The sequence below is a fragment of the Actinopolyspora mzabensis genome, assembly GCF_900101095.1.
Classification (GTDB): domain Bacteria; phylum Actinomycetota; class Actinomycetes; order Mycobacteriales; family Pseudonocardiaceae; genus Actinopolyspora; species Actinopolyspora mzabensis.
This window is the reverse complement of the sequence record NZ_FNFM01000005.1, coordinates 199,636-218,237: the sequence shown is the minus strand read 5'-3', so window position 1 is coordinate 218,237 and position 18,602 is coordinate 199,636. Positions and strand designations below refer to the sequence as shown.

Sequence of the window (18,602 nt, the reverse complement as noted above, 5' to 3'; positions counted from 1 at the left end):
TCTCGCTCGACCCGCGCTGTCTCGGATCTTACGCTCACGCCTCTTGGCCAGCTGATTCTTGCGAGCATCAGCACAGACGCTCTCAGACTCTGGTGATCTCGGACTCACGCCGCGTGCCCTCCGATCCGGCACGAGCACCATCAACACCCCCCAGTGCTCCCACACAAGCGGGAACACTTCAGGTGCTCCGGACTCAAGCCAGCTTCGCCAGAAACAACCTGGCGAAGCTGGCCCTGCTCGGCGTCATCCTTGCTACGACCGGACGAAGGCTAGGGAGCCAGTGGGTGTTCTTCTCCGGTCAGGGCGCTCAACGCCGCGGCGATTTCGGGTAGCCCGGCGCGGACGTAGGTGGCAGTGACTCCGCTCTCGCCCGCGCTGTCGGTGTGGCCGGCGTAGGCCCGGGCCACCGCGTAGCCGAAGTGGCGCTCCACCCACGTCAGGGTGGTGTACCGCAGCCAGTGCGTGCTGACCTGCTGCGTGGCCACCCACGACACGTGCCGCCCCAACCGGTGCCACAAATGGTCATACCGGCGATGCGTCAACGGGTTACCACCGCGGTAGCGCAGCACCCTCCCGTCACCGGACACGTGCGCGCCCCGCTGGTCGGCGTGCTCCCGCAGGTGCCGCATGAGTGTGGGTGAGACCGGCTGCCACCGCACCGTGTCGTTCTTCTCCCGCAACAAGATCAGACACTGCTGCGGATCCAGATCCCCGACTGTCAACGCCAGGGCACCCCCGCGGCGGCAGGCCGTCTCGGTGTGCACCCGCAACAGCAGCGTGTCCAACGCGGGATCGTTACCCGTGGCCGCGGCCACCCGGTTCAACTCCGCCACCGGCTGCTCACCCAACCCCCGCCGCGTACTCGGCAACCGACGCGGCATCACCACCCGCCGGGCCGGATCCTGCGACTCCGACACAATCCCGTCAGCCACCGCGTGCCGATACACACACCGCAACGCCGCGATACAGTGCTCCACCGCGCTGCGCCCACCCCGCGCGTTGCGCCGCACCACCCGCTGCGACCGCACCCGCTCAGCCAACTGCTTGATCTCCGACGCGGTGGGCTCGTCCAACCGCCGAGAACCCCACAACTCCAGCACCCGCTTCCAGTACGAGCCATACACCCGCCTAGTGCCCACCGACACCGCCTGCTCCACCACCGGCACATACTCAGCAAACGTCGGCACCACACACGACTCCGCCGCAGACCCCACCAGATCCTCCGGCGCCACCCCCATCCGCGCCAACACCAACCGAGCCGCCTCTAGCTCCGACGGAGCGGGACCGGTACTGCCTGACTGCTCCCTGGGATCATTCATCGGGGCTCACCCCCAGCACGGCCGCGTGCCGCTCGGCCAGCGCCGCTTCCACCACCACCGGCGGGTGCACCAGCAGCACCCCCTGCCGCGGCGATCCCGCCAGCAGCACACGATCACCCGGGCTGATCCCGCAGCGCGAACGCGCCCGCGCCGGAACCACCACATACCCGGGCCCGGAGGGCCCGTAGAGCCCGTCCGGATGGGCCCGCAGCAGCACCGAACCCGCGACCACACCGAGCTCGCAGCGCTGATCACGACTCCAGCCCAGCGCGGCCACCACCGCACGATCACCGACCCGGCCCGAAGCATCCACCCGGCCCATGCCGAACACCCACGACGACACCCCGGCGGACTCCGGCACCTCGGCCAGCGGAAACGCACGCGGCGACACCCCACCAGCCACCGGACTCCGGGCGGACTCACCACACCCGGCACCGGGAACCACCGCCGACACGACCGACTCAGCCATGCCGACCACCACCCCGGCGACCACAGCACGGCCCACGCACAGCCAGCGCGTCACGACATGAGAAAAGGCGGCACCCACGGTGCCGCAACAACAGACCTTCGAACCTCGCGAATCGGGGAAATTTCCCCTGACAGTGTGTCGGAGGGGGGACTTGAACCCCCACGACCATTAATAGGTCACTAGCACCTCAAGCTAGCGCGTCTACCGTTTCCGCCACTCCGACGCGGCAACATCGACTCGGTTTCTTCCGAGCCCCTCATTGCGTTGTGATACTACGATAACCGATCGACACAGCGGCCCGCCAACCACCCCCCTCCTTTGATCCGGAAGTGGTAGAAAGGCCAGGTGAGCGCACATGTTGATCCCGAGAACGACGACCGGTCGAGCACGGATCCGGGACTACGCCGGGCAGAGGACGAGGTCGTCACGCTGGCGAGCGAACTGATCCGGTTCGACACCACCAACACCGGTGATCCGGCGACCCTGAACCCGGAGCGCCCGGCGGCCGAGTACGTCGCGGAGAAACTCGGCGAGGTCGGCTTCGAGACCACCTACGTGGAATCCGGAGACACCCCCGGACGTGGCAACGTGATCGCCCGGATGCCCGGCGCCGACCGGCAGCGCGGCGGGCTGCTGGTGCACGGCCACCTGGACGTGGTCCCCGCCGATCCGACCGAGTGGTCGGTGCACCCGTTCTCCGGGGCGGTGCAGGACGACTACCTGTGGGGCCGCGGCGCGGTCGACATGAAGGACATGGTCGGCATGACCCTGGCCACGGCCCGCCGACTCGGTCGTGACGGCATCACGCCCCCACGCGACATCGTGTTCGCCTTCCTCGCCGACGAGGAGGCGGGCGGCCTGCAGGGCGCACAGTGGCTGGTGGACCACCGCCCGGAGCTGTTCGAGGGCTGCACCGAGGCCATCAGCGAGGTCGGCGGCTACTCGGTGACCTTCGACGACGGCGTCCGGGCCTACCTGATCCAGACGGCCGAGAAGGGGATCCGCTGGCTCAAGCTGCGGGTCCGCGCCCGCGCGGGCCACGGTTCGATGGTGCACGAGGACAACGCGGTCACCCAGCTCGCAGAGGCCGTCGCGAGGCTCGGGCAACACCGCTTCCCGATCGTGCTCAACGACAGCGTGCGGGAGTTCCTCGACGGGGTCAGCGAACTCACCGGCTGGAGTTTCCCGGAGGAGGACCTGGACGGCGCCATCGCCAAACTGGGCAACCTCTCCCGCATCATCGGAGCCACCGTCCGCGACATCGCCAACCCGACGATGTTGAACGCGGGCTACAAGGCCAACGTGATCCCCTCGGTGGCCGAGGCATCGGTCGACTGCCGCATTCTTCCCGGCCGCGAGGAGGAGTTCGACCGGGAGCTGGCCGAGGTGCTCGGCCCGCACGTCGAACGCGAGTGGGTCGGCCTGCCCCCGGTGGAGACCCGGTTCGAGGGCGAGATCGTCGAGTCCATGAGCCGCTCCCTGCTCACCGAGGACCCGGCGGCCCGCACCCTGCCGTACATGATGTCGGGCGGCACCGACGCGAAGTCGTTCAGCAGGCTGGGCATGAACTGCTTCGGCTTCGCCCCGCTGCGCCTGCCAGCGGAGCTGGACTTCTCCGCACTGTTCCACGGGGTGGACGAACGTGTCCCGGTGGACTCGCTGCGGTTCGGCACCCGGGTGCTGGACCACTTCCTGCGCACCTCCTGATCCCCTCCGGCCACACGGTGACCGGCCCGGAACGGTGCCGGTCACCGTGGAGATCCGCACGGAACGCGCCGAAAGCCGCGCGTTCTCGTATGATCGTCTTCGGAGGAAGACGCCGGATAGGTCCGGCAGTCAGCCACGGCGGGAGGTGTCACGGTGCCGACGGGTACGCAGGACGCGCCTGGCCCGCGCCCCCTCTCCGAGTGGATCGAGGCCTACCTGGAACACCTGCAGGCGCGGAAGCTGGCCGAGAACTCACTGCGCGCCTACCGGCGTGATCTCGAGTCGATCGCCGCGGAGCTGGCCGAGACCACGGGAACGGGCTGCGAGGGGCCGCCGGTGGAGTCCGTGACGGCCCAAACGCTGCGCTCGGCGTTCGCCCGGCACGCCGCCAGTCGGTCGGCTTCGTCGGTCACCCGCGCCTGGTCGAGCTGGAACGGGTTCTTCCGGTTCCTGGTCGTGGAGGGTGCGGCCGCGGGGAATCCGATGTCAGTGGTGCCCAAGCCACGGCTGGCCGCGGCCACCCCGAAACCGCTCAACGGTGAGGAGACTCCGGAGCGGTTGCTGCGGTTGATCGCCCAGGGCGCTCGCCAGGCAAGGAATCCCTGGCCGGAGCGGGATCTGGCGATACTGTCCACTCTGCTGTGCACGGGACTGCGCTCGGCGGAACTGCTGGATCTGACCGTATCGGCGCTGGCGGGCCGCAGTGGCGAACGTCGGCTGCACGTACGCGGTAAAGGCGGTGCCAACCGGTCGATCCCGATCGACGAGTCCTTGGAGAGGGTGCTGGAGGAGTACCTGGAAAGCCGCAGGCTGCGGTTCGGGCGACGACTTCCCGGTGGGGAGCCGCTGTTCGTCAATCACCGGGGTGAGCCGCTGCGGCGCGGCGGGTTGCAGTACCTGGTCCGGCAGTCGTTGCGTGCCGCGGGGGTTTCCGACCGGGTGCAGCGCGGCGCCATGGTGCACGCGCTGCGGCACACGTTCGCGACCCGGCTCGCCGAGGACGGCGCGAACGCCACCGAGATCGCGAAACTGCTGGGGCACGCCTCGATCAATTCGAGCCAGGCCTACATAGACGTGACGGCCCGCGAGCAGCGGCTGTCCGTGCGGGCGAACCGAACGCATCGGGTGCTGGGCGAACTGTCCGGGGGCTCCGACTCCGAGTGACTCTCGCCGCCCGCGGCGAACGGTTCAGCCGCCCCAGCCTCCCGGCTCCCCCACCAGCGCGGAGACGACACCGGCGGAGTCGGCGATCACGACGGAGTCCCCCAGCACGTCGTGCGGGGCGCGTTCCAGCACCGATCCGCCGAGTTCCGTGACGCGTTCGGCCGCCTCGTCCAGCGCGCCCACGACGAAGTAGCACAACCAACCGGTGCTCTCGGCCGCACCACGCGGACCGGTCCGAGCCGCCACCGCGCGTTCCCCCACCGTGTAGTTCGTCCTCGGCGGGTCCGTCCGCACTGCCCAGATCAGCGACTCGCTCCAGAAGCTGTCGGCGGACTCCGCCTGGGCGGTGCACAGTTCGACCCAGCACGGCTCGCCCCTGCGGGGCGGCGGCGCCCACGGGCCGTGCTGTGCGCGGCCTCTGACCATGCTCGCGCAGGTGTCCTCCGGGCCGGAGAGGTCTCCGTCCGTGGGAGCGCCGGCGAACACGAGTTGCCACTGCGGGGTTCGGCGGGAACGGTTCGTGCGGAGCGTGGCGCACTTGCGCTCACCGACCCAGCACTCGAAACCTTCCTCGGATCGCAGCACCGTCCAGTCCAGCAGTTTCCGGTAGAAGCCTGCGGTGGCGGCGGGATCGGCAGTACGCAGCTCGGCGCGGCGCAGGCCGCAAACCGCTGAGTTTGGGGGCAACGTTGTAGCTTCCTAGCCGGTACCGGAGCGACCGGGCTCCGACGAGCGCGGTGTCGTCGCGGCGATCACTCGCTTGGGGCAGCATTCGGCGTATCATCTTGGCCAACCAGACCGGCGTTGACAATGCTCCGTTCGGAGCAACCAAGAGGACCGTTCATCGGGTCAGCGGATACGTTCCAAGTCACGCGCGCTGTCCAGCAGTTGCTGGGCCAGTCCTCGTACCTCGGCCTGTGCGGCACCTTCCCCCGCCGCCGTGGCCACGTCCTCGGCGGCGCACCGCAGCTGGAAGAGTCGGTCCTGCAGATCGTCGAGTTCCGCTCCGGAAAGCACCACCGCGTCCTCCGGCAGGCCACCGCGCTGCACCGCCGCGCGCCGCTCGTAGGCCCGCTGTCTGCAGGACTGTGCGCAGTACATGCGTGGGCGGCCGACACTGCCTGCGCCCGGTATCCGACGACCGCACCACGAGCAGTGCCGCGGTGTTCCGGTGCGTGGTTCGAGCGATTCGATATCGGGTGTTGTCTCCACGGTTGACCACGCTAGTCCGAATCAGCCTCATTTGCGGGCAGGCACGCCGAAAAATCCTTCCGCACCGGCCGATGGAGGGAACCATCCCGGCGGCCACCGGAGACCCCTCGGAGGCCCGCGGCGGGGCTCGTTGCACAGTGGTGCGATGCACGGCTCGTTCCCGGCTGCTTCCCGGCAGCATCCGTTCCTGAGTCCTGAGCTTCGTCCGCGCGCGTTCGCGCACCGGGGTTGGCACCTCGGCGAGCTGGCGGGCATGGAGAACTCGCTCAGTGCCTTCCGGCGCGCGGTTCGGGAGGGGTTTCACTACCTGGAGACGGACGTGCACGCCACTTCGGACGGTGTCGCGGTGGTGCACCACGACGCCGACCTGTGCCGGACCACCGACAGCGACGGCGAGATCCGTCGTCAGCGCTGGTCGAGCGTTTCCGGCGCGCGCATCGGAGGACGTGAACCGGTGTGTTCGCTGGACCAGTTGTTGGAGGAGCTGCCCGGGGCGCTGCTCAACATCGACGTCAAGGCGGATTCGGCGGTGGTGGCGACGCTGCGAACGATCCGGCGCCACAACGCCTGGCACCGGGTGTGTCTGGCGGGCTTCTCCGACCGGAGGCTGGGGATGCTGCGGGCCCACGGGGACGCCCGGCTGCTGACGTCCATGGGGCCGATGGAGGTCGGTGGGTTGTGGCTGGGTTCCCGCGCAGGTGCGGTCCCGCTGGTGCGGGCGGTGCGTCGCGGCGCGTTGCCACGTGGTGTCGCCGCGCAGGTGCCCCGTCGTCACAGCGCTCTGCGCGTGGTGGACCGGCGGTTCGTGGCACGGGCGCACGCACGAAGCGCCGAGGTGCACGTGTGGACGGTGGACGATCCGGTGGAAATGGCCGAGCTGTTCGAGCTCGGGGTGGACGGGGTGTTGACCGATCGCCCTGATCTGTTGCGTGAGCTCCTGCGCGGGCGGGGTCAGTGGCCCGCTGCCCGGTAGGGCCGTGCTTCGGCGGGACCGGGGCGTCGCTTCCGTACTAGGTCTCGTGATCGGTCTCGAGGCGTTCTCACCGCGCTCGGCGAGCTCTCGGACGGTCCTTCCGGACGGTTGCAATGAGTGGAACTACGCATTGCCCCGACGGGTACGGACAAGAAAAGTCCCGGAAGAGCCGACGCGGTCACCCACTTCGAGGACGGAGAGACATGAGCGCCACGCACGCGGAGTTCACGCCGGAGGCCGCTCGGCGGCGCGAGCACAGCGGTTGGTGCTGGTACGACTGGGCCAACTCGGTGTTTCCCACCTCGATCACGACGGTGTTCCTGTCGCTGTATCTGACCACGGTGGCGACCCGGGCCGCGGAGTCCGACACGGCGCGCAACGGTACGGCAGCCTGCCCGGGCGGTGACGCGCTGCAGCGCTGTGACATCGCCGTGCTGGGCTGGTCGTTTCCGGCCGGTTCGCTGTGGGGTTATCTGCTCGCGTTGGCGGCGGTGGTTCAGGTGCTGGTCCTGCCGCTCGCGGGAGCTGTCGCCGACCGGAGTCACGACAAGCGGAAAATGCTGGGGATCTTCGCCTGCTGCGGGGCGGGAACCACCGCGTTGCTGGCTCTGGTGGGCGGGCAGGACTGGCTGTTGGGTGCCGGGCTCTTCCTGTTGGCGAACCTGTGTTTCGGGGCGGCCGTGGTGGTCTACTACTCGCTGCTGCCGGAGATCGCGCGCGCCGACGAACGCGACGGTCTGTCGGCGCGTGGCTGGGCGTTCGGCTACCTCGGTGGCGGGGTGGCTCTCGCGCTGCACCTGATGCTCTACGTCGGACACGACGCGCTCGGGATCGGTGAGGACACGGCGGTGCGCCTGGTCTTCGTCTCCGCCGGGATCTGGTGGGCCGCGTTCACCGTGCTGCCGCTGCGGAGACTGCCGGGGAGACGGCCGGGCGCGAGTTCCGAGGGACCGGTGCTGCGCGCGGGTTTCCGGCAGCTGGGCACCACGCTGCGGCAGGCACGACGCCTCCCGTTGACGCTGGCCTTTCTCGGCGCCTACATGGTCTTCACCGATGGCATCAGCACGGTGTTCAAGGTGTCGGCGCAGTACGGCGAGCTGGAACTCGGTCTCGACCGGCAGGTGCTGATCACGACGATCCTGATCGTGCAGTTCATAGCGTTTCTCGGTGGGATGTTGCACGGCTGGGTGGCCCGCAGGCTGGGAGCCAAGCGCACGATCATGATCAGCCTGGTGGTTTGGATCGCCGTGTTGCTCGGGGCTTTTTTCACCCAGCAGGGGGAACCGTTGCAGTTCTACGGGGTGGCCGCCGGGATCGGCCTGGTGCTGGGCGGAACGAACGCGCTGTCGCGTTCGCTGTTCAGCCAGATGATCCCGAGGGGCAGCGAGGCCGAGTACTTCTCGCTGTACCAGATCGGCGAGCGCTCCACTTCGTGGGTGGGTCCGCTGCTGTTCGCCGCGGTGGGGCAGGCGACCGGCTCGTTCCGACTGGCGATCCTGTCGTTGCTCGGTTTCTTCGTTCTCGGGCTGCTGCTGGTTTCGATGGTTCCGGTCCGAAAAGCGATCCGGCAGGCGGGCAACTCCGCGCCTCGGGTGCTCTGAAGGGGTCCACCACTCGAGGGAGTCCGGAAGTTCGCGTCGGCCCGCGCGAGGGTCCAGTGGCTCGGCTGCCCGGCACGGGCCGTCGGCTCGCCCGGAAAGGTACTCGTGCGAGCGCACGGCACGTCGCTACGGGAAACACTGCTCCGAATCGGTGACACTATCCCCCCGCTCATCCGCGTGTTGGCATATTCCAGTACCTTGCGTCACTATCGGATCGAGGGCAGCATTAATCACTGAGAGTAACGATACACTTGCCCAACAACACGAAAGAGGAAGTGAGATCGGTCGCATTCCGCAACACGTCCGGGTTGGTATTTGGTCCGAGTAACGGGTGTTCTGGCACTATCACCCGTTCAGACGCACCTGTGGGTTACGAGAGGGAAAACGCGTCACGAACGCCGCAACCGTGCATCTCACGGGTAGTCGACCTAGTTGACGAGTGAATGTCGTCACCGACGGCAACCAGGAACCTCATACCGGGAACAGACGACGAGGCCCACGTCGTTGCACTCGGTGAGCACAGCCGCCCGGCCCCCGGGCCCCGAAGCGAAAGGAACCGTCATGGCCGACCGCGTTCTGCGTGGCAGCCGGCTCGGAGCGGTTAGCTACGAGACGGACCGTAACCACGACCTCGCACCGCGCCGGACGGTGCGCTACGCCTGCTCCAAGGACCACGAGTTCGAGGTGCCTTTCTCCGACGACGCCGAGATCCCGTCGACCTGGGAATGTCGCCTGCACGGCACCGAGTCGAAGATCATCGACGGCAGCCAGCCGGAGCAGAAGAAGGCCAAGCCGCCGCGCACCCACTGGGACATGCTGCTGGAGCGCCGCAGCGTTCCCGAGCTCGAGGAACTGCTCAACGAGCGGCTGGAGGAGTTGCGCGCACGCCGTAACCGGCCCACCGAGAGCACGAGCTGACCGTGCGACCGCACACGGGCGTCCGTTCCACCGGGTGAACGGGCGCCCGTTCGGTTTCGGCCCCCCGAGGTCTCCCCGACCGCCCGATCCGACTCCCCGCGCCGAATGTCACCGATCGCGCCGCGGCGACGGTCCTCCGCGGCTCAGCGAGGCAAGCAGCCGACGTCCCCTGCGACGCAGTCCCCACTTGGTCACCCGGAGCAGCGCCTCCCGGACGATCGAGCCGGTCATCTTCGACTCGCCGCTCTCCCGCTCCGCGAAGGTGATGGGCACCTCCACCACGGTGCTGCCCGTCTCCACGACGCGCATCGCCAGATCCACCTGGAAGCAGTAACCCTGCGAAGCCACGGTGTGCAGATCCAGCTCGCGCAGCACCTCGCCCCGGTAGACCCGGAAACCACCGGTGAGATCGTTGATCGCCACCCCGAGTGCCCACTTCGAGTAGACGTTGCCACCCCGCGACAGCAGGGAGCGGTACCAGGGCCAGTTCAGCACGGCCCCGCCCGGGACGTATCGCGACCCCAGCACCATGCCCGCCCGGGGCAACACCTCGAGCATGGTGCTCAGCTGTTCCGGCGCGTGCGAACCGTCGGCGTCCATCTCCACGATCGCCTCGTAACCGCGCCGGAGTGCCCAGTCGAAGCCCGCGACGTAAGCGGCCCCGAGGCCGGCCTTGGCGGCGCGGTGCAGCACGTGGATCCGCTCGTCGGCCGCGGCGATCTCGTCGGCGAGCGCCCCGGTCCCGTCCGGGCTGTTGTCGTCGACGATCAGGACGTGCGTGGTGGGCACGGCCGTGGTCAGCCGTCGCACGATGGTTCGCAGATTCTCCCGTTCGTTGAAGGTCGGAATCACCACGAGCACCGAGGACGCGGTGGAGTTCGCAGCCTGCCGCGGATTCGTCATCGCTTTCCCCTCGCATACTCACGGCCGTCGACGTCCGACCACCCGACGACACGTCCTCCGGCCGGAATGGTCGAACGGCCCGCAACGGTAGGTCGTATCACCGCGCCCGCCTCGACGGACGGTCGCGATAGCGTCGCAGTGAGGTCGACAGCACCGCGCCCGCGCCGAGTGCGGTCACCAACCACGTGACGTAGCGGCCCAGGAAGGTGGCCACGGTGTTCGACGAACGCAGCGGCACGTCGGCCACGACCGTCTCGGCGGTGAACTGCTCCGTACTCCGCCGCACGCTTCCGTCCGGCCGCACCACCGCGCTGACCCCGGAAGTGGCTGCCACGACCGTCGCGCGGTCGTGTTCGACGGCGCGCAGGCGAGCCATGGCCAGCTGCTGATAGCTCATCTCCGAACGGCCGTACCACGCGTTGTTGGTGGGCAACGCGAACAGCTCGGCCCCGGCACGCGCCGCTTCCCGGAACACGTCGTCGTAGGCGACGTCGTAACAGATCCCCACTCCCAGCCGGGCCGGTCCGGCAGCCAGTACACCCGGTTCGTCGCCGGCGGTCATGTCCTGCTGAAACCGCTGAACGAAGGGACTCACCGCGCCTGCCACCGAACGCAGCGGGATCTTCTCCGCGAACGGCACGAGATGCTGCTTGACGTATTCCCCGGTGGCCCCGTTGTCCGCTCCCCAACGCACGATGCGATTGCTGAGCTCGCCGTTCGGCCCGTACGCGAGACCACCGGCGATGACCGGCGCGTCGATCCGCTGGGCGATGCGCCGCAACGCCGGATCCCGCCGTTGTGGTCCCCAGGAGCCGACCTGTTCGGGCAGCAGCACGAAGTCGGGGCGTCGAACCCGTCCGGCGGTCACGTCCGCGGCCAACCGGCGAGCGGCCCGAATGTGGTTCGCCTGCAGCTGCTCGTCCCGATACAACAGATCCAGGCCGACGTTGGGGGCGTTGCCCTGCACCACGGCCACCGTCGCGGTTCCGGATCGAGCTCCCGCCCCGACGGTGGGAAGCACCGCGAGCCCCGCCATGAGGGGCACCAGCACCGCGCAGAGCGGCACGGCGAACAGCCGAACCATGCCACGAGTCCCCTTGGGTCCACGCTCGACGCCAACCCCCGGCCACGGCGACCGACTCACCGACTCGGCCAGTCCCGCGCCGATCAGTGCCACGGCGAACCCCACCAGGGCGGTTCCCCCGATCGATGCGAGCGGCAGCAGCACACCATCGGTCTGGGTGAACGCCAGCCGCCCCCACGGGAAACCGCCGAAGGGCAGCGCGGAACGCAGCACCTCGGCCGCCAGGAAGACCGCCGCCTGCCAGACGGGAGCGGCGGGTAGCCGGGTGACCCGGGCCGCACCCGCCCCGGCGAGGCCGAAGAACAGCGCTTGGACCAAGCACACCCCGAGCCACGGCCACGGACCGAACTGCGCACCGAGGAAGTCCAGCAGCCAGCCGAGCAGCGGGAGGGTGTAGGCCAGCCCGAACAGCAGCCCGTACCAGAAGCCGACTCGGGCGCGTCGTCCGCGCACTGCGAGCACGAAACCGGCCACCGCGACCGGGGAGAGCCACCACAGTTCCCGCGGCGGGCCCGACCAGTACAGCAAAAGCCCGGCGAGCACTGCCGTCACCAGCCGCGCCGGGATCGAGAAGCGAGCACGTTTCGAACGTGTTCCGGCCCGGAGGCCGGAGCGCTGTTCGCCTCCCGAACTCACCCTGGGGACAACCAACCGATCAACCTTCGCCGCCAACGAGCAACTCGGCCACCACCACCGGCGGCACACGGGGGCGAATCTACTCCGCCGGTACGCGCCCCCGAACACGCATGGTGGTGGCGACGCTCACGGCCACGGGACGGCGGGCTCCGCGGGGCCGTTCCTGCCCGGTCGGCGAACCTGCCCGATCACTGGTCCTCGTCCCCGGGGTCGCGCTGGTGAATGGTTTCACCGCGCAGCACGGTGCGCAGACAACGTGGCAGTCTCGCCTCGGGGGACACGTCCGGCAGATCGGGGACGCCGGAACGGGAATCGGTCGACCAGCGGCGTACGCGCGAGTCCTGCACCGGCGAGACGAACTCGTCGACGTTCCACACCGCGTAGGTGGCCGTGGCTCCCGGAACGAGGGTTCCGGTGACGCCGTCGTCCACCCCCGCGGCTCGCCAACCACCCCTGGTGTGCGCGTTGAAAGCGGCCCGCGGGGAGATACCGAATCCCTCGGTCCGGTGGTGCACGGCGGCTCGGATCGCCTCCCACGGCCCGAGCGGAGTGACCGGGGCGTCGGAGCCGAACGCGAGCACCAGGCCACTGGAGGCCAGCTCGGAGAACGGATTCAACCTCGCGCCCCGCCGCGGGCCGAGCCTGCTGGCGTACATCCGCGAGGTACCACCCCACGAGGAGTCGAAGCAGGGCTGCACCGAGGCCACCACCCCGTAGCCCGCCAGTTCCCCGGCCAGCTCCCCGTCGATCATCTCGAGATGTTCCAACCGGTGCCTGCTGCTCGCCAGGGCGGGTGTGCCGACCACCTGAGCGGCGCGTCGGAACCCCTCCCCCACTTCGGCGACCCCTGCGTCGCCGATGACGTGGAAGCCGGCCTGCACACCGTTGCGGGTGCAGTCCACGAGGTGCTCGGCGATGGCATCGGCGTCGAGGTAGAGCACGCCCGAAGTGGTGGGAGAGTCGGTGTAGGGCTCCCGCAGCGCCGCGGTGCGCGAACCCAACGCACCGTCCACGAACAGATCGCCGCCCAGCCCCTTGGCCCCGAGTGCACGCCCGGTCTCCAGCGCCCCCAGCTCCCCCCAGTAGCCGACGACCTCGGGAACTCCGCCCTGCCTGGAGAGCATCATCAGATCCGCGAGATCGTCGGCACCCGAGATGTCCGGTCCCGCGCATTCGTGCACACTCGCTATGCCTCGCGAGGCCGCGTGACGCAGGAAGGCGGCCTGGGCCTCCCTGCGCTGCAGTGGGCTGAGTGATTCCCGAGCGGCACTGCGGGCGTGGTGGTGCGCGACGCGGGTGAGTGGCCCCTGCTCGTCCCACCCCTCGGCCCCCTTCGCCAGCGGTGCGCGGTCGAGCAACGCGCTGGAGACGAGTGCCGAGTGCACGTCGATGCGGGACAGGTAGACCGGCGCCCCGTGGGCGGCCTCGTCCACCTCGGCCCTGGTGGGAGGACGCTGCTCGGGCCACCAGCTCTCGTCCCAGCCGTGCCCCCAGACGAGCCTGCCGGGGTGTTCGGCGACGTAGTCCCGCAGCGCGTGCAAGAACTCGGTCAGCGAGGCGCACCCGGTGAGGTCGAGTCCGTTGAGCAGCAGACCGCTCGAGGTCGCGTGCACGTGCGAATCCACGAAGGCGGGCGCCACGAATGCGCCGTCCAGCTCGACGATGTCGGCATCCGGATGCAACGCACGGCCAACCGTGTCGGTGCCGACCCAGGCGATGGTGCCGTCCTTGACGGCCATCGCGGTGGCATCCGGACTGCCCGGCGAATGGATTCGCCCGCCGAGCAAGAGCGTGGTGTCGGACATGTATCGGACCTGGCCCCTGTAGTTCACCCTCGCGTGTGCAACCTGCGCGAACCGCCCGACCGTCACTCGGCGTGTTCCGAGCCGCGTGTTCGGTCGTGCCGCTGTGCGGCACGACCGGCCCGGCTCGTCGCCGTCGGTCGCGGTCGCCCCCGAGCAGCTTAACCCGCTGCTTGTACTTGCCCGACCACAGCCGACCCACTCAGGACTGTCGCCGGTCCTGCCCTTCTTCCTCGTCCGTTCCACCCCTGCGGAGCGGGTTGGAACCGTGATCGTACCGCTCGTGATCGTCGTCCTCCGAGACGGATACGACCTCACCGTCGATCACGTCCTCGTCGCCGCTGCCGCTCGACTGCCCCCGACCGGGACCGAAGCCGGGTGCGGTGAACGCGTCCGGGCCGAATGACGCGGCGCCGAAACCGGCAGGACCGAAACCGGCCATGCGCTCCCGCATCAACCGCTGCCTTCGTTCGGCGCTGCGCCGCATCCGGGTTCGTAGTACCGCCCGGACCGGGGGCAGCAGCAACAGCAGACCGAACAGATCACTGATCAGCCCCGGGATCATGATCAGGAATCCGCTGCCACTCACGAGCACGCCGTCCGAGATCTCCCGCTCGGGGGGTCGGCGCGAGCGCGCCGCTTCGGAGAACTCGCGCAGTGTCCTGCGCCCCTCGCGGCGCAGCAGCCAGGATCCGATCAGCGCACCGGCGAGCAGTAACCCGATAGTGGGAAAAACCCCGATGAGCTGACCGACCAGAACAAGTACGCTGACCTCGACGGCGAACCCGACGAGCAGCAGGATCAGTATCGGCACGTCGCGCTGGCACCTCCGCTAACAGAACCTTCTGCAGACAACAACGCGCGAGCGAACCGAATTACTCCCGGAGCTCGGTTCATCCCCCGCCGACCCACCCCCGGAACCGGCCGGCGACGAGTCGGGGCGGTGGTGTCCGAAACGTTACCCGAACTCGGGGCGGGCACCGTGCCACCCACCACCCACGGGGCCATAGACTCCCGGGTGATGCGAACACGCACAGCCAAAATGATCACCCTGTTCCTGGTCGGGAGCGTGTTCGCACTGGTGCTGCTCGTCAGCGACAGACCGGTGCGGGTGCCACAACCCCCGGATCCGGAACTGCCCCGCGCGGTGGTCACCATGGGCGACAGCACGATCTCCGGCGAAGGTGCGGGCGACTACGTCCCCGGCACCGACGGACGCGACGGCAACTGGTGCCACCGCTCCACCGAAGCCATGGTGCACCAACTGCGACTGCCCGCCGACGTGAAACGCTTCAACCTGGCCTGCTCCGGCGCGAAGGCGGCTACGGTCGGGCTCGACTCCGCCTCGGACGCGGGTAGGCCTTCGCAGGCGGGTGAACTCGCCCGGATCGCCGAGCGCTACCGCGTCACCGACATCGTGGTGGCTGTCGGTGCGAACAACGACCCCGATTTCGTGGGTGTGCTGAATTCCTGCGTCCGCGCGTGGTTCACCAAGAACTCGGGGGGTTGCTCGCAGCGGCTGCGGGACGAGTGGCCCGATCGCGTGGCGGAGATGCAGCCGAAGGTCGCCGACGCGCTGGGCGACATCAAAAACGTCATGCGCCGTGCCGGCTACTCGCGGGAGAGCTACTCACTGGTGCTGCAGTCCTACGCTTCCCCGGTCTCGCCGGGTATTCGACCCGACCTGCGGGGGCTGTCCGGCTGTCCGTTACGCACCGTCGACGTGCGTTGGGTCCGCGACACTGCCGTCCCCCAACTGTCCGAGGGACTGCGCGAGGTGGCCGAACAACAGGACGTGCGGTTCCTCGACCTCGCGCGCGCCGGCTACGGGCACGAGGCGTGTACCGCCCCGAGCGAATCGGCCGATACGGAATGGTTCCGCCGCCTCGCCGTCGACTGGCGGGATCTGGAACACGACGCACGCGCCCCGCACGCGATGCAGGAGTCGTTTCACCCCAACGCGGCCGGATACGAGCGCATAGCGGGCTGCCTCGAGGACTTCCTGCCGTCCGGGAGGCAACAGGCCGGGTGCGTCACCACCGGTGACGGATCCCTGCGCTTGGCTCCGCTCGGTGGAAACACCGCCGAACCAGCTCCGGGGGAGAGCTCGGCGCCCCTCAGCCCACGGTGAAGGCCTTGACGAACAGGAACACGGGTTTACTGCTCAGTTCCACGTAGGCGTCGGGGGAGAGCTCGTTGAGCTCGGGCAGCGGACGCGGTTCACCGATGGTGTCGACCACGAAGCCGCAGCGGTGCAGTTGGTGGAACACCGCCGAGAGGGGTCTGCGGTAGAAGGACACCGAAATGTCCTGCCCGGCCACCGGCCACGTCTCGGTGACCAGTTCGGTACGCAGGTAGTCCGGACGTCCGAACCACTGCCAGTCGGCGGCAGGATGATGCACCGAGAACACCAGTTCACCGCCTGCCACCAGGCACCGGTTGAGTTCGGTCAACAACGGTTCCCAGTCCGCCAGGTAGTGCAGCACCAGCGAGGCCACCACCAGATCGGTGCCGGAGTCGCTGACGAGATCGAGCGGTTGGGACAGATCCGCCACGTCGAACTCGGCGCGACCGTCGAGTCTGCGACGGGCGAGTTCGACCATCCTGGGTTCGCGGTCCACTCCGAACACCGCGGCACCACGCTCGACGAGCTGCTCGGAGAGCACACCGGCGGCACACCCGAGTTCGAGTACTCGCTTGCCCGCGACGTCACCGGCGAGGTCCAAAACGGCGGGACGGTCGTAGTAGGCGTTGGCCGGGCTGTGTTCGGAGTGCAGGGCGTAGGCTTCCGCGAACTGATGGTAGATCGTATTGCGCGCCACTCGATTACGGTAGTGGAATTTCCGGCGATCTTCATCAGATGCGACGGGTTCTCCCACACCGACACGCCGAGCACCGGCGTGTCCCGCTTGTACTCACCCGAACGGGTAGCCCGTTCCCGCTTCGACATCCCCAGCCCCGAGTCCCTACGCCCGCAGGCCGAACCCCCACCACCCTCGCGGTCGGCACCGCCGCGGGTTCTCCCGTGCGGCTCTCGCGAGGAAGGCCCGACGTGGTGTAGGTCGCTACCCGAGGTCGGGCCTCCCGGAGCGAGAGCCGTGCGAGAGGTTCCGCCAAGCCCCCCGCCGAAAGCCGAGAAGAATTTCGATCAAAGTTCGGGGGCGCGGTTCTCGAAGGGGGTGGACAGCACCACGGTGGTCCGGGTGGAAACCTTCGCCGACTCGCGGATCTGCCGCAGCAGATCCTCCAGCGCCAGTGGTGAGGCCACCCGAACCTGCAGGATGTAGGACTCGTCACCGGCCACCGAGAAGCAGGACTCGATCTCCGGCAGATGCTCCAACCGTTGTGGATAGTCGTCCGGAGCCGCCGGGTCGATCGGGGTGAGCGAGATGAACGCCGTCAGCGGCAGCCCGATCTGCTCGCCGTCGACCCTGGCCGTGTAGCCGCGCAGCGCTCCGCGCTGTTCCAGCCTCCGGACCCGTTGGTGCACCGCCGAGACGCTGAGCCCGACCCGTTCACCGAGGTCGGTGAAACTGCACCGTCCGTCCCGGAGCAGTTCACGGAGAATGGCCCGATCGGTCGCCTCGAGCTCGGAGCCCTGCGCGGCATTCCGGTCTGTCACGTCGGCAGCACCACCAACTCGTGCGGCTGGTTGTTCACGCTCTCAACGCCGTGCTCGGTGACCACGACGATGTCCTCGATCCTGGCACCCCAGTGGCCCTGTTGGTAGATCCCCGGCTCGATGCTGAACGTCATTCCCGGTTCCAGCGCGATCTCGTTACCCTCCATGATGTAGGGCTCCTCGTGCACGTCCAGACCGATACCGTGCCCGGTGCGGTGCACGAAGTAGTCACCGAAGCCGGCCGCCGCGATCGGCTCCCTGGCGGCGGCGTCGACCTGGGCGGGCGTGGCTCCGGGGCGGACCGCCTCAACCGCGGACCGTTGGGCGGCGTGCAGCACCTCGTAGGTGCCCCGCACGTCGGAGTCCCGCGGCTCGCCCAGCGAGTAGGTGCGGGTGCAGTCCGAGTTGTAGCCGCCGGGCATGGGGCCGCCGATGTCCACCACGACCACGTCTCCCTCCCGGATCACCCGGTCGGAGAGCGCGTGGTGCGGGCTGGCCCCGTTCGGGCCGGAACCGACGATCACGAACTCGGCCTCGGCGTGGCCCTCCTCGAGGATCGCCCTGCTGATGTCGGCGCCCACCTCGGCCTCGGTGCGACCGACTCGGAGGAACTCACCCATTCGGGCGTGCACCCGGTCGATGGCGGCACCGGCCTCGCGCAGGGCGTCGATCTCGGCGGGATCCTTGCGCATCCGCAGGGCGCGCAGCACCGGGTTGGCCAGTACCTGCTCGGTCTCCGGCAGGGCGGTACGCAGCGGCAGGGTGTGCAGGGCGGGCATCACGTCCGCCACCCCCACCCGGGAGGGTGTGGCACCGTCACGACGCAGCAGTTCCGCGACGATGCCGTGCGGATCCTGCCCGTCCACCCAGGTGACGATCTCCAGCCCGAGTTCCCGCGCGGGTACCTCGGAGTAACCGAGTTCCTCGAGTTTGGGGAGGAGCAGCACGGGCGAAGCCGTGCTGCCCACGGCGGGCAGCACCAGGCAGCTGAGGCGTTCGAAGGACTCACCGTCCACCCCGATGAGGTAGCCGAGGTCGGAGCCGGGCGAGATCAGCAGCGCGTCGATGTCCGCGCCTGCAGCCTTCTCGGCCGCGTGCTGTAGCCGCGCCGAGAGCACTGTGGGATCCTGCTTCGTTGCAACGGTGGACATGGGCCCAACTCTAGGCGCCCCGGCTACGAGGAGGTCAGTTG

17 protein-coding genes and 1 tRNA gene are annotated in these 18,602 nt (G+C 68.9%); 6 read left to right on the top strand and 12 right to left on the bottom strand.

Features of this window, described 5'->3' with window-relative positions; all coding sequences use genetic code 11:
• Window positions 1-269: 269 nt before the first annotated feature.
• From BLR41_RS10075 to BLR41_RS10065, 3 genes are all read right to left on the bottom strand, one after another.
• Complete coding sequence (locus tag BLR41_RS10075) at window positions 270-1,319, bottom strand: tyrosine-type recombinase/integrase (RefSeq protein WP_092627759.1); 1,050 nt, start codon at window positions 1,317-1,319, stop codon at window positions 270-272.
• The gene (locus BLR41_RS22840) at window positions 1,312-1,788 is read right to left on the bottom strand and encodes a hypothetical protein (RefSeq protein WP_176797921.1); all 477 of its coding nucleotides are present in this window, start codon (window positions 1,786-1,788) and stop codon (window positions 1,312-1,314) included. The genes BLR41_RS10075 and BLR41_RS22840 overlap by 8 nt, the downstream gene beginning before the upstream one ends.
• Before the next feature lie 136 nt (window positions 1,789-1,924).
• Window positions 1,925-2,011: transfer RNA gene (locus tag BLR41_RS10065), tRNA-Leu, on the bottom strand.
• 122 nt (window positions 2,012-2,133) lie between these two features.
• Between BLR41_RS10065 and BLR41_RS10060 the strand changes: the two genes are divergently transcribed.
• Window positions 2,134-3,495 (top strand): M20/M25/M40 family metallo-hydrolase, encoded by a 1,362-nt coding sequence (locus BLR41_RS10060; protein ID WP_092627757.1) that lies wholly within the window; start codon window positions 2,134-2,136, stop codon window positions 3,493-3,495.
• Window positions 3,496-3,648: 153 nt separating this feature from the next.
• Entirely contained in the window at window positions 3,649-4,659 is a 1,011-nt protein-coding gene (locus BLR41_RS10055) for a tyrosine-type recombinase/integrase (protein WP_092627756.1), read from the top strand.
• Window positions 4,660-4,683: 24 nt separating this feature from the next.
• Here BLR41_RS10055 and BLR41_RS10050 read toward each other — a convergent pair whose 3' ends face one another.
• Both BLR41_RS10050 and BLR41_RS10045 read right to left on the bottom strand, forming a co-directional pair.
• The gene (locus tag BLR41_RS10050) at window positions 4,684-5,346 is read right to left on the bottom strand and encodes a VOC family protein (protein ID WP_092627755.1); all 663 of its coding nucleotides are present in this window, start codon (window positions 5,344-5,346) and stop codon (window positions 4,684-4,686) included.
• 162 nt (window positions 5,347-5,508) lie between these two features.
• Complete coding sequence (locus BLR41_RS10045; RefSeq protein WP_176797920.1) at window positions 5,509-5,871, bottom strand: hypothetical protein; 363 nt, start codon at window positions 5,869-5,871, stop codon at window positions 5,509-5,511.
• A 145-nt stretch (window positions 5,872-6,016) separates the two neighbouring features.
• Between BLR41_RS10045 and BLR41_RS10040 the strand changes: the two genes are divergently transcribed.
• From BLR41_RS10040 to BLR41_RS10030, 3 genes are all read left to right on the top strand, one after another.
• A complete protein-coding gene (locus tag BLR41_RS10040) occupies window positions 6,017-6,844 on the top strand; it encodes a glycerophosphodiester phosphodiesterase family protein (protein WP_092627915.1) in 828 nt (275 codons plus the stop codon).
• Window positions 6,845-7,047: 203 nt separating this feature from the next.
• A complete protein-coding gene (locus BLR41_RS10035; RefSeq protein ID WP_092627754.1) occupies window positions 7,048-8,445 on the top strand; it encodes an MFS transporter in 1,398 nt (465 codons plus the stop codon).
• 561 nt (window positions 8,446-9,006) lie between these two features.
• Window positions 9,007-9,363 carry an RNA polymerase-binding protein RbpA gene (locus BLR41_RS10030; protein ID WP_092627753.1) on the top strand — a complete coding sequence of 119 codons (357 nt, stop codon included), beginning with the start codon at window positions 9,007-9,009 and terminating at the stop codon, window positions 9,361-9,363.
• A gap of 108 nt (window positions 9,364-9,471) precedes the next feature.
• Here BLR41_RS10030 and BLR41_RS10025 read toward each other — a convergent pair whose 3' ends face one another.
• The 4 genes from BLR41_RS10025 to BLR41_RS10010 form a co-directional block, all read right to left on the bottom strand.
• Entirely contained in the window at window positions 9,472-10,266 is a 795-nt protein-coding gene (locus BLR41_RS10025) for a polyprenol monophosphomannose synthase (protein ID WP_092627752.1), read from the bottom strand.
• Window positions 10,267-10,363: 97 nt separating this feature from the next.
• A complete protein-coding gene (gene lnt / locus BLR41_RS10020) occupies window positions 10,364-12,001 on the bottom strand; it encodes an apolipoprotein N-acyltransferase (RefSeq protein ID WP_245694039.1) in 1,638 nt (545 codons plus the stop codon).
• A gap of 173 nt (window positions 12,002-12,174) precedes the next feature.
• Window positions 12,175-13,791, bottom strand: coding sequence for an amidohydrolase (locus BLR41_RS10015; RefSeq protein ID WP_092627913.1), 1,617 nt, complete (start codon window positions 13,789-13,791; stop codon window positions 12,175-12,177).
• Between the two features lie 199 nt (window positions 13,792-13,990).
• Window positions 13,991-14,602 (bottom strand): FxsA family protein, encoded by a 612-nt coding sequence (locus BLR41_RS10010; protein WP_092627751.1) that lies wholly within the window; start codon window positions 14,600-14,602, stop codon window positions 13,991-13,993.
• 132 nt (window positions 14,603-14,734) lie between these two features.
• On the opposite strand from BLR41_RS10010, the gene BLR41_RS10005 reads away from it, so the two are divergent.
• Complete coding sequence (locus BLR41_RS10005; protein ID WP_245694038.1) at window positions 14,735-15,919, top strand: GDSL-type esterase/lipase family protein; 1,185 nt, start codon at window positions 14,735-14,737, stop codon at window positions 15,917-15,919.
• Here BLR41_RS10005 and BLR41_RS10000 read toward each other — a convergent pair.
• The 3 genes from BLR41_RS10000 to BLR41_RS09990 form a co-directional block, all read right to left on the bottom strand.
• Complete coding sequence (locus BLR41_RS10000) at window positions 15,906-16,610, bottom strand: class I SAM-dependent DNA methyltransferase (protein WP_176797919.1); 705 nt, start codon at window positions 16,608-16,610, stop codon at window positions 15,906-15,908. The two genes, BLR41_RS10005 and BLR41_RS10000, sit on opposite strands and share 14 nt — an antisense overlap.
• Window positions 16,611-16,936: 326 nt before the next feature.
• The gene (locus BLR41_RS09995; RefSeq protein ID WP_092627750.1) at window positions 16,937-17,410 is read right to left on the bottom strand and encodes an Lrp/AsnC family transcriptional regulator; all 474 of its coding nucleotides are present in this window, start codon (window positions 17,408-17,410) and stop codon (window positions 16,937-16,939) included.
• Entirely contained in the window at window positions 17,407-18,561 is a 1,155-nt protein-coding gene (locus BLR41_RS09990) for a M24 family metallopeptidase (RefSeq protein WP_092627749.1), read from the bottom strand. Before BLR41_RS09990 ends, BLR41_RS09995 begins: the two co-directional genes overlap by 4 nt.
• Window positions 18,562-18,602: the final 41 nt, after the last annotated feature.

Coding starts and splice junctions, on each gene's coding strand:
- BLR41_RS10075 (WP_092627759.1), bottom strand. CDS start 1,319: ATGAATGATCCCAGGGAGCAGTCAGGCAGTACCGGTCCCGCTCCGTCG.
- BLR41_RS22840 (WP_176797921.1), bottom strand. CDS start 1,788: ATGGCTGAGTCGGTCGTGTCGGCGGTGGTTCCCGGTGCCGGGTGTGGT.
- BLR41_RS10040 (WP_092627915.1), top strand. CDS start 6,017: ATGCACGGCTCGTTCCCGGCTGCTTCCCGGCAGCATCCGTTCCTGAGT.
- BLR41_RS10035 (WP_092627754.1), top strand. CDS start 7,048: ATGAGCGCCACGCACGCGGAGTTCACGCCGGAGGCCGCTCGGCGGCGC.
- BLR41_RS10030 (WP_092627753.1), top strand. CDS start 9,007: ATGGCCGACCGCGTTCTGCGTGGCAGCCGGCTCGGAGCGGTTAGCTAC.
- BLR41_RS10025 (WP_092627752.1), bottom strand. CDS start 10,266: ATGACGAATCCGCGGCAGGCTGCGAACTCCACCGCGTCCTCGGTGCTC.
- BLR41_RS10015 (WP_092627913.1), bottom strand. CDS start 13,791: ATGTCCGACACCACGCTCTTGCTCGGCGGGCGAATCCATTCGCCGGGC.
- BLR41_RS09990 (WP_092627749.1), bottom strand. CDS start 18,561: ATGTCCACCGTTGCAACGAAGCAGGATCCCACAGTGCTCTCGGCGCGG.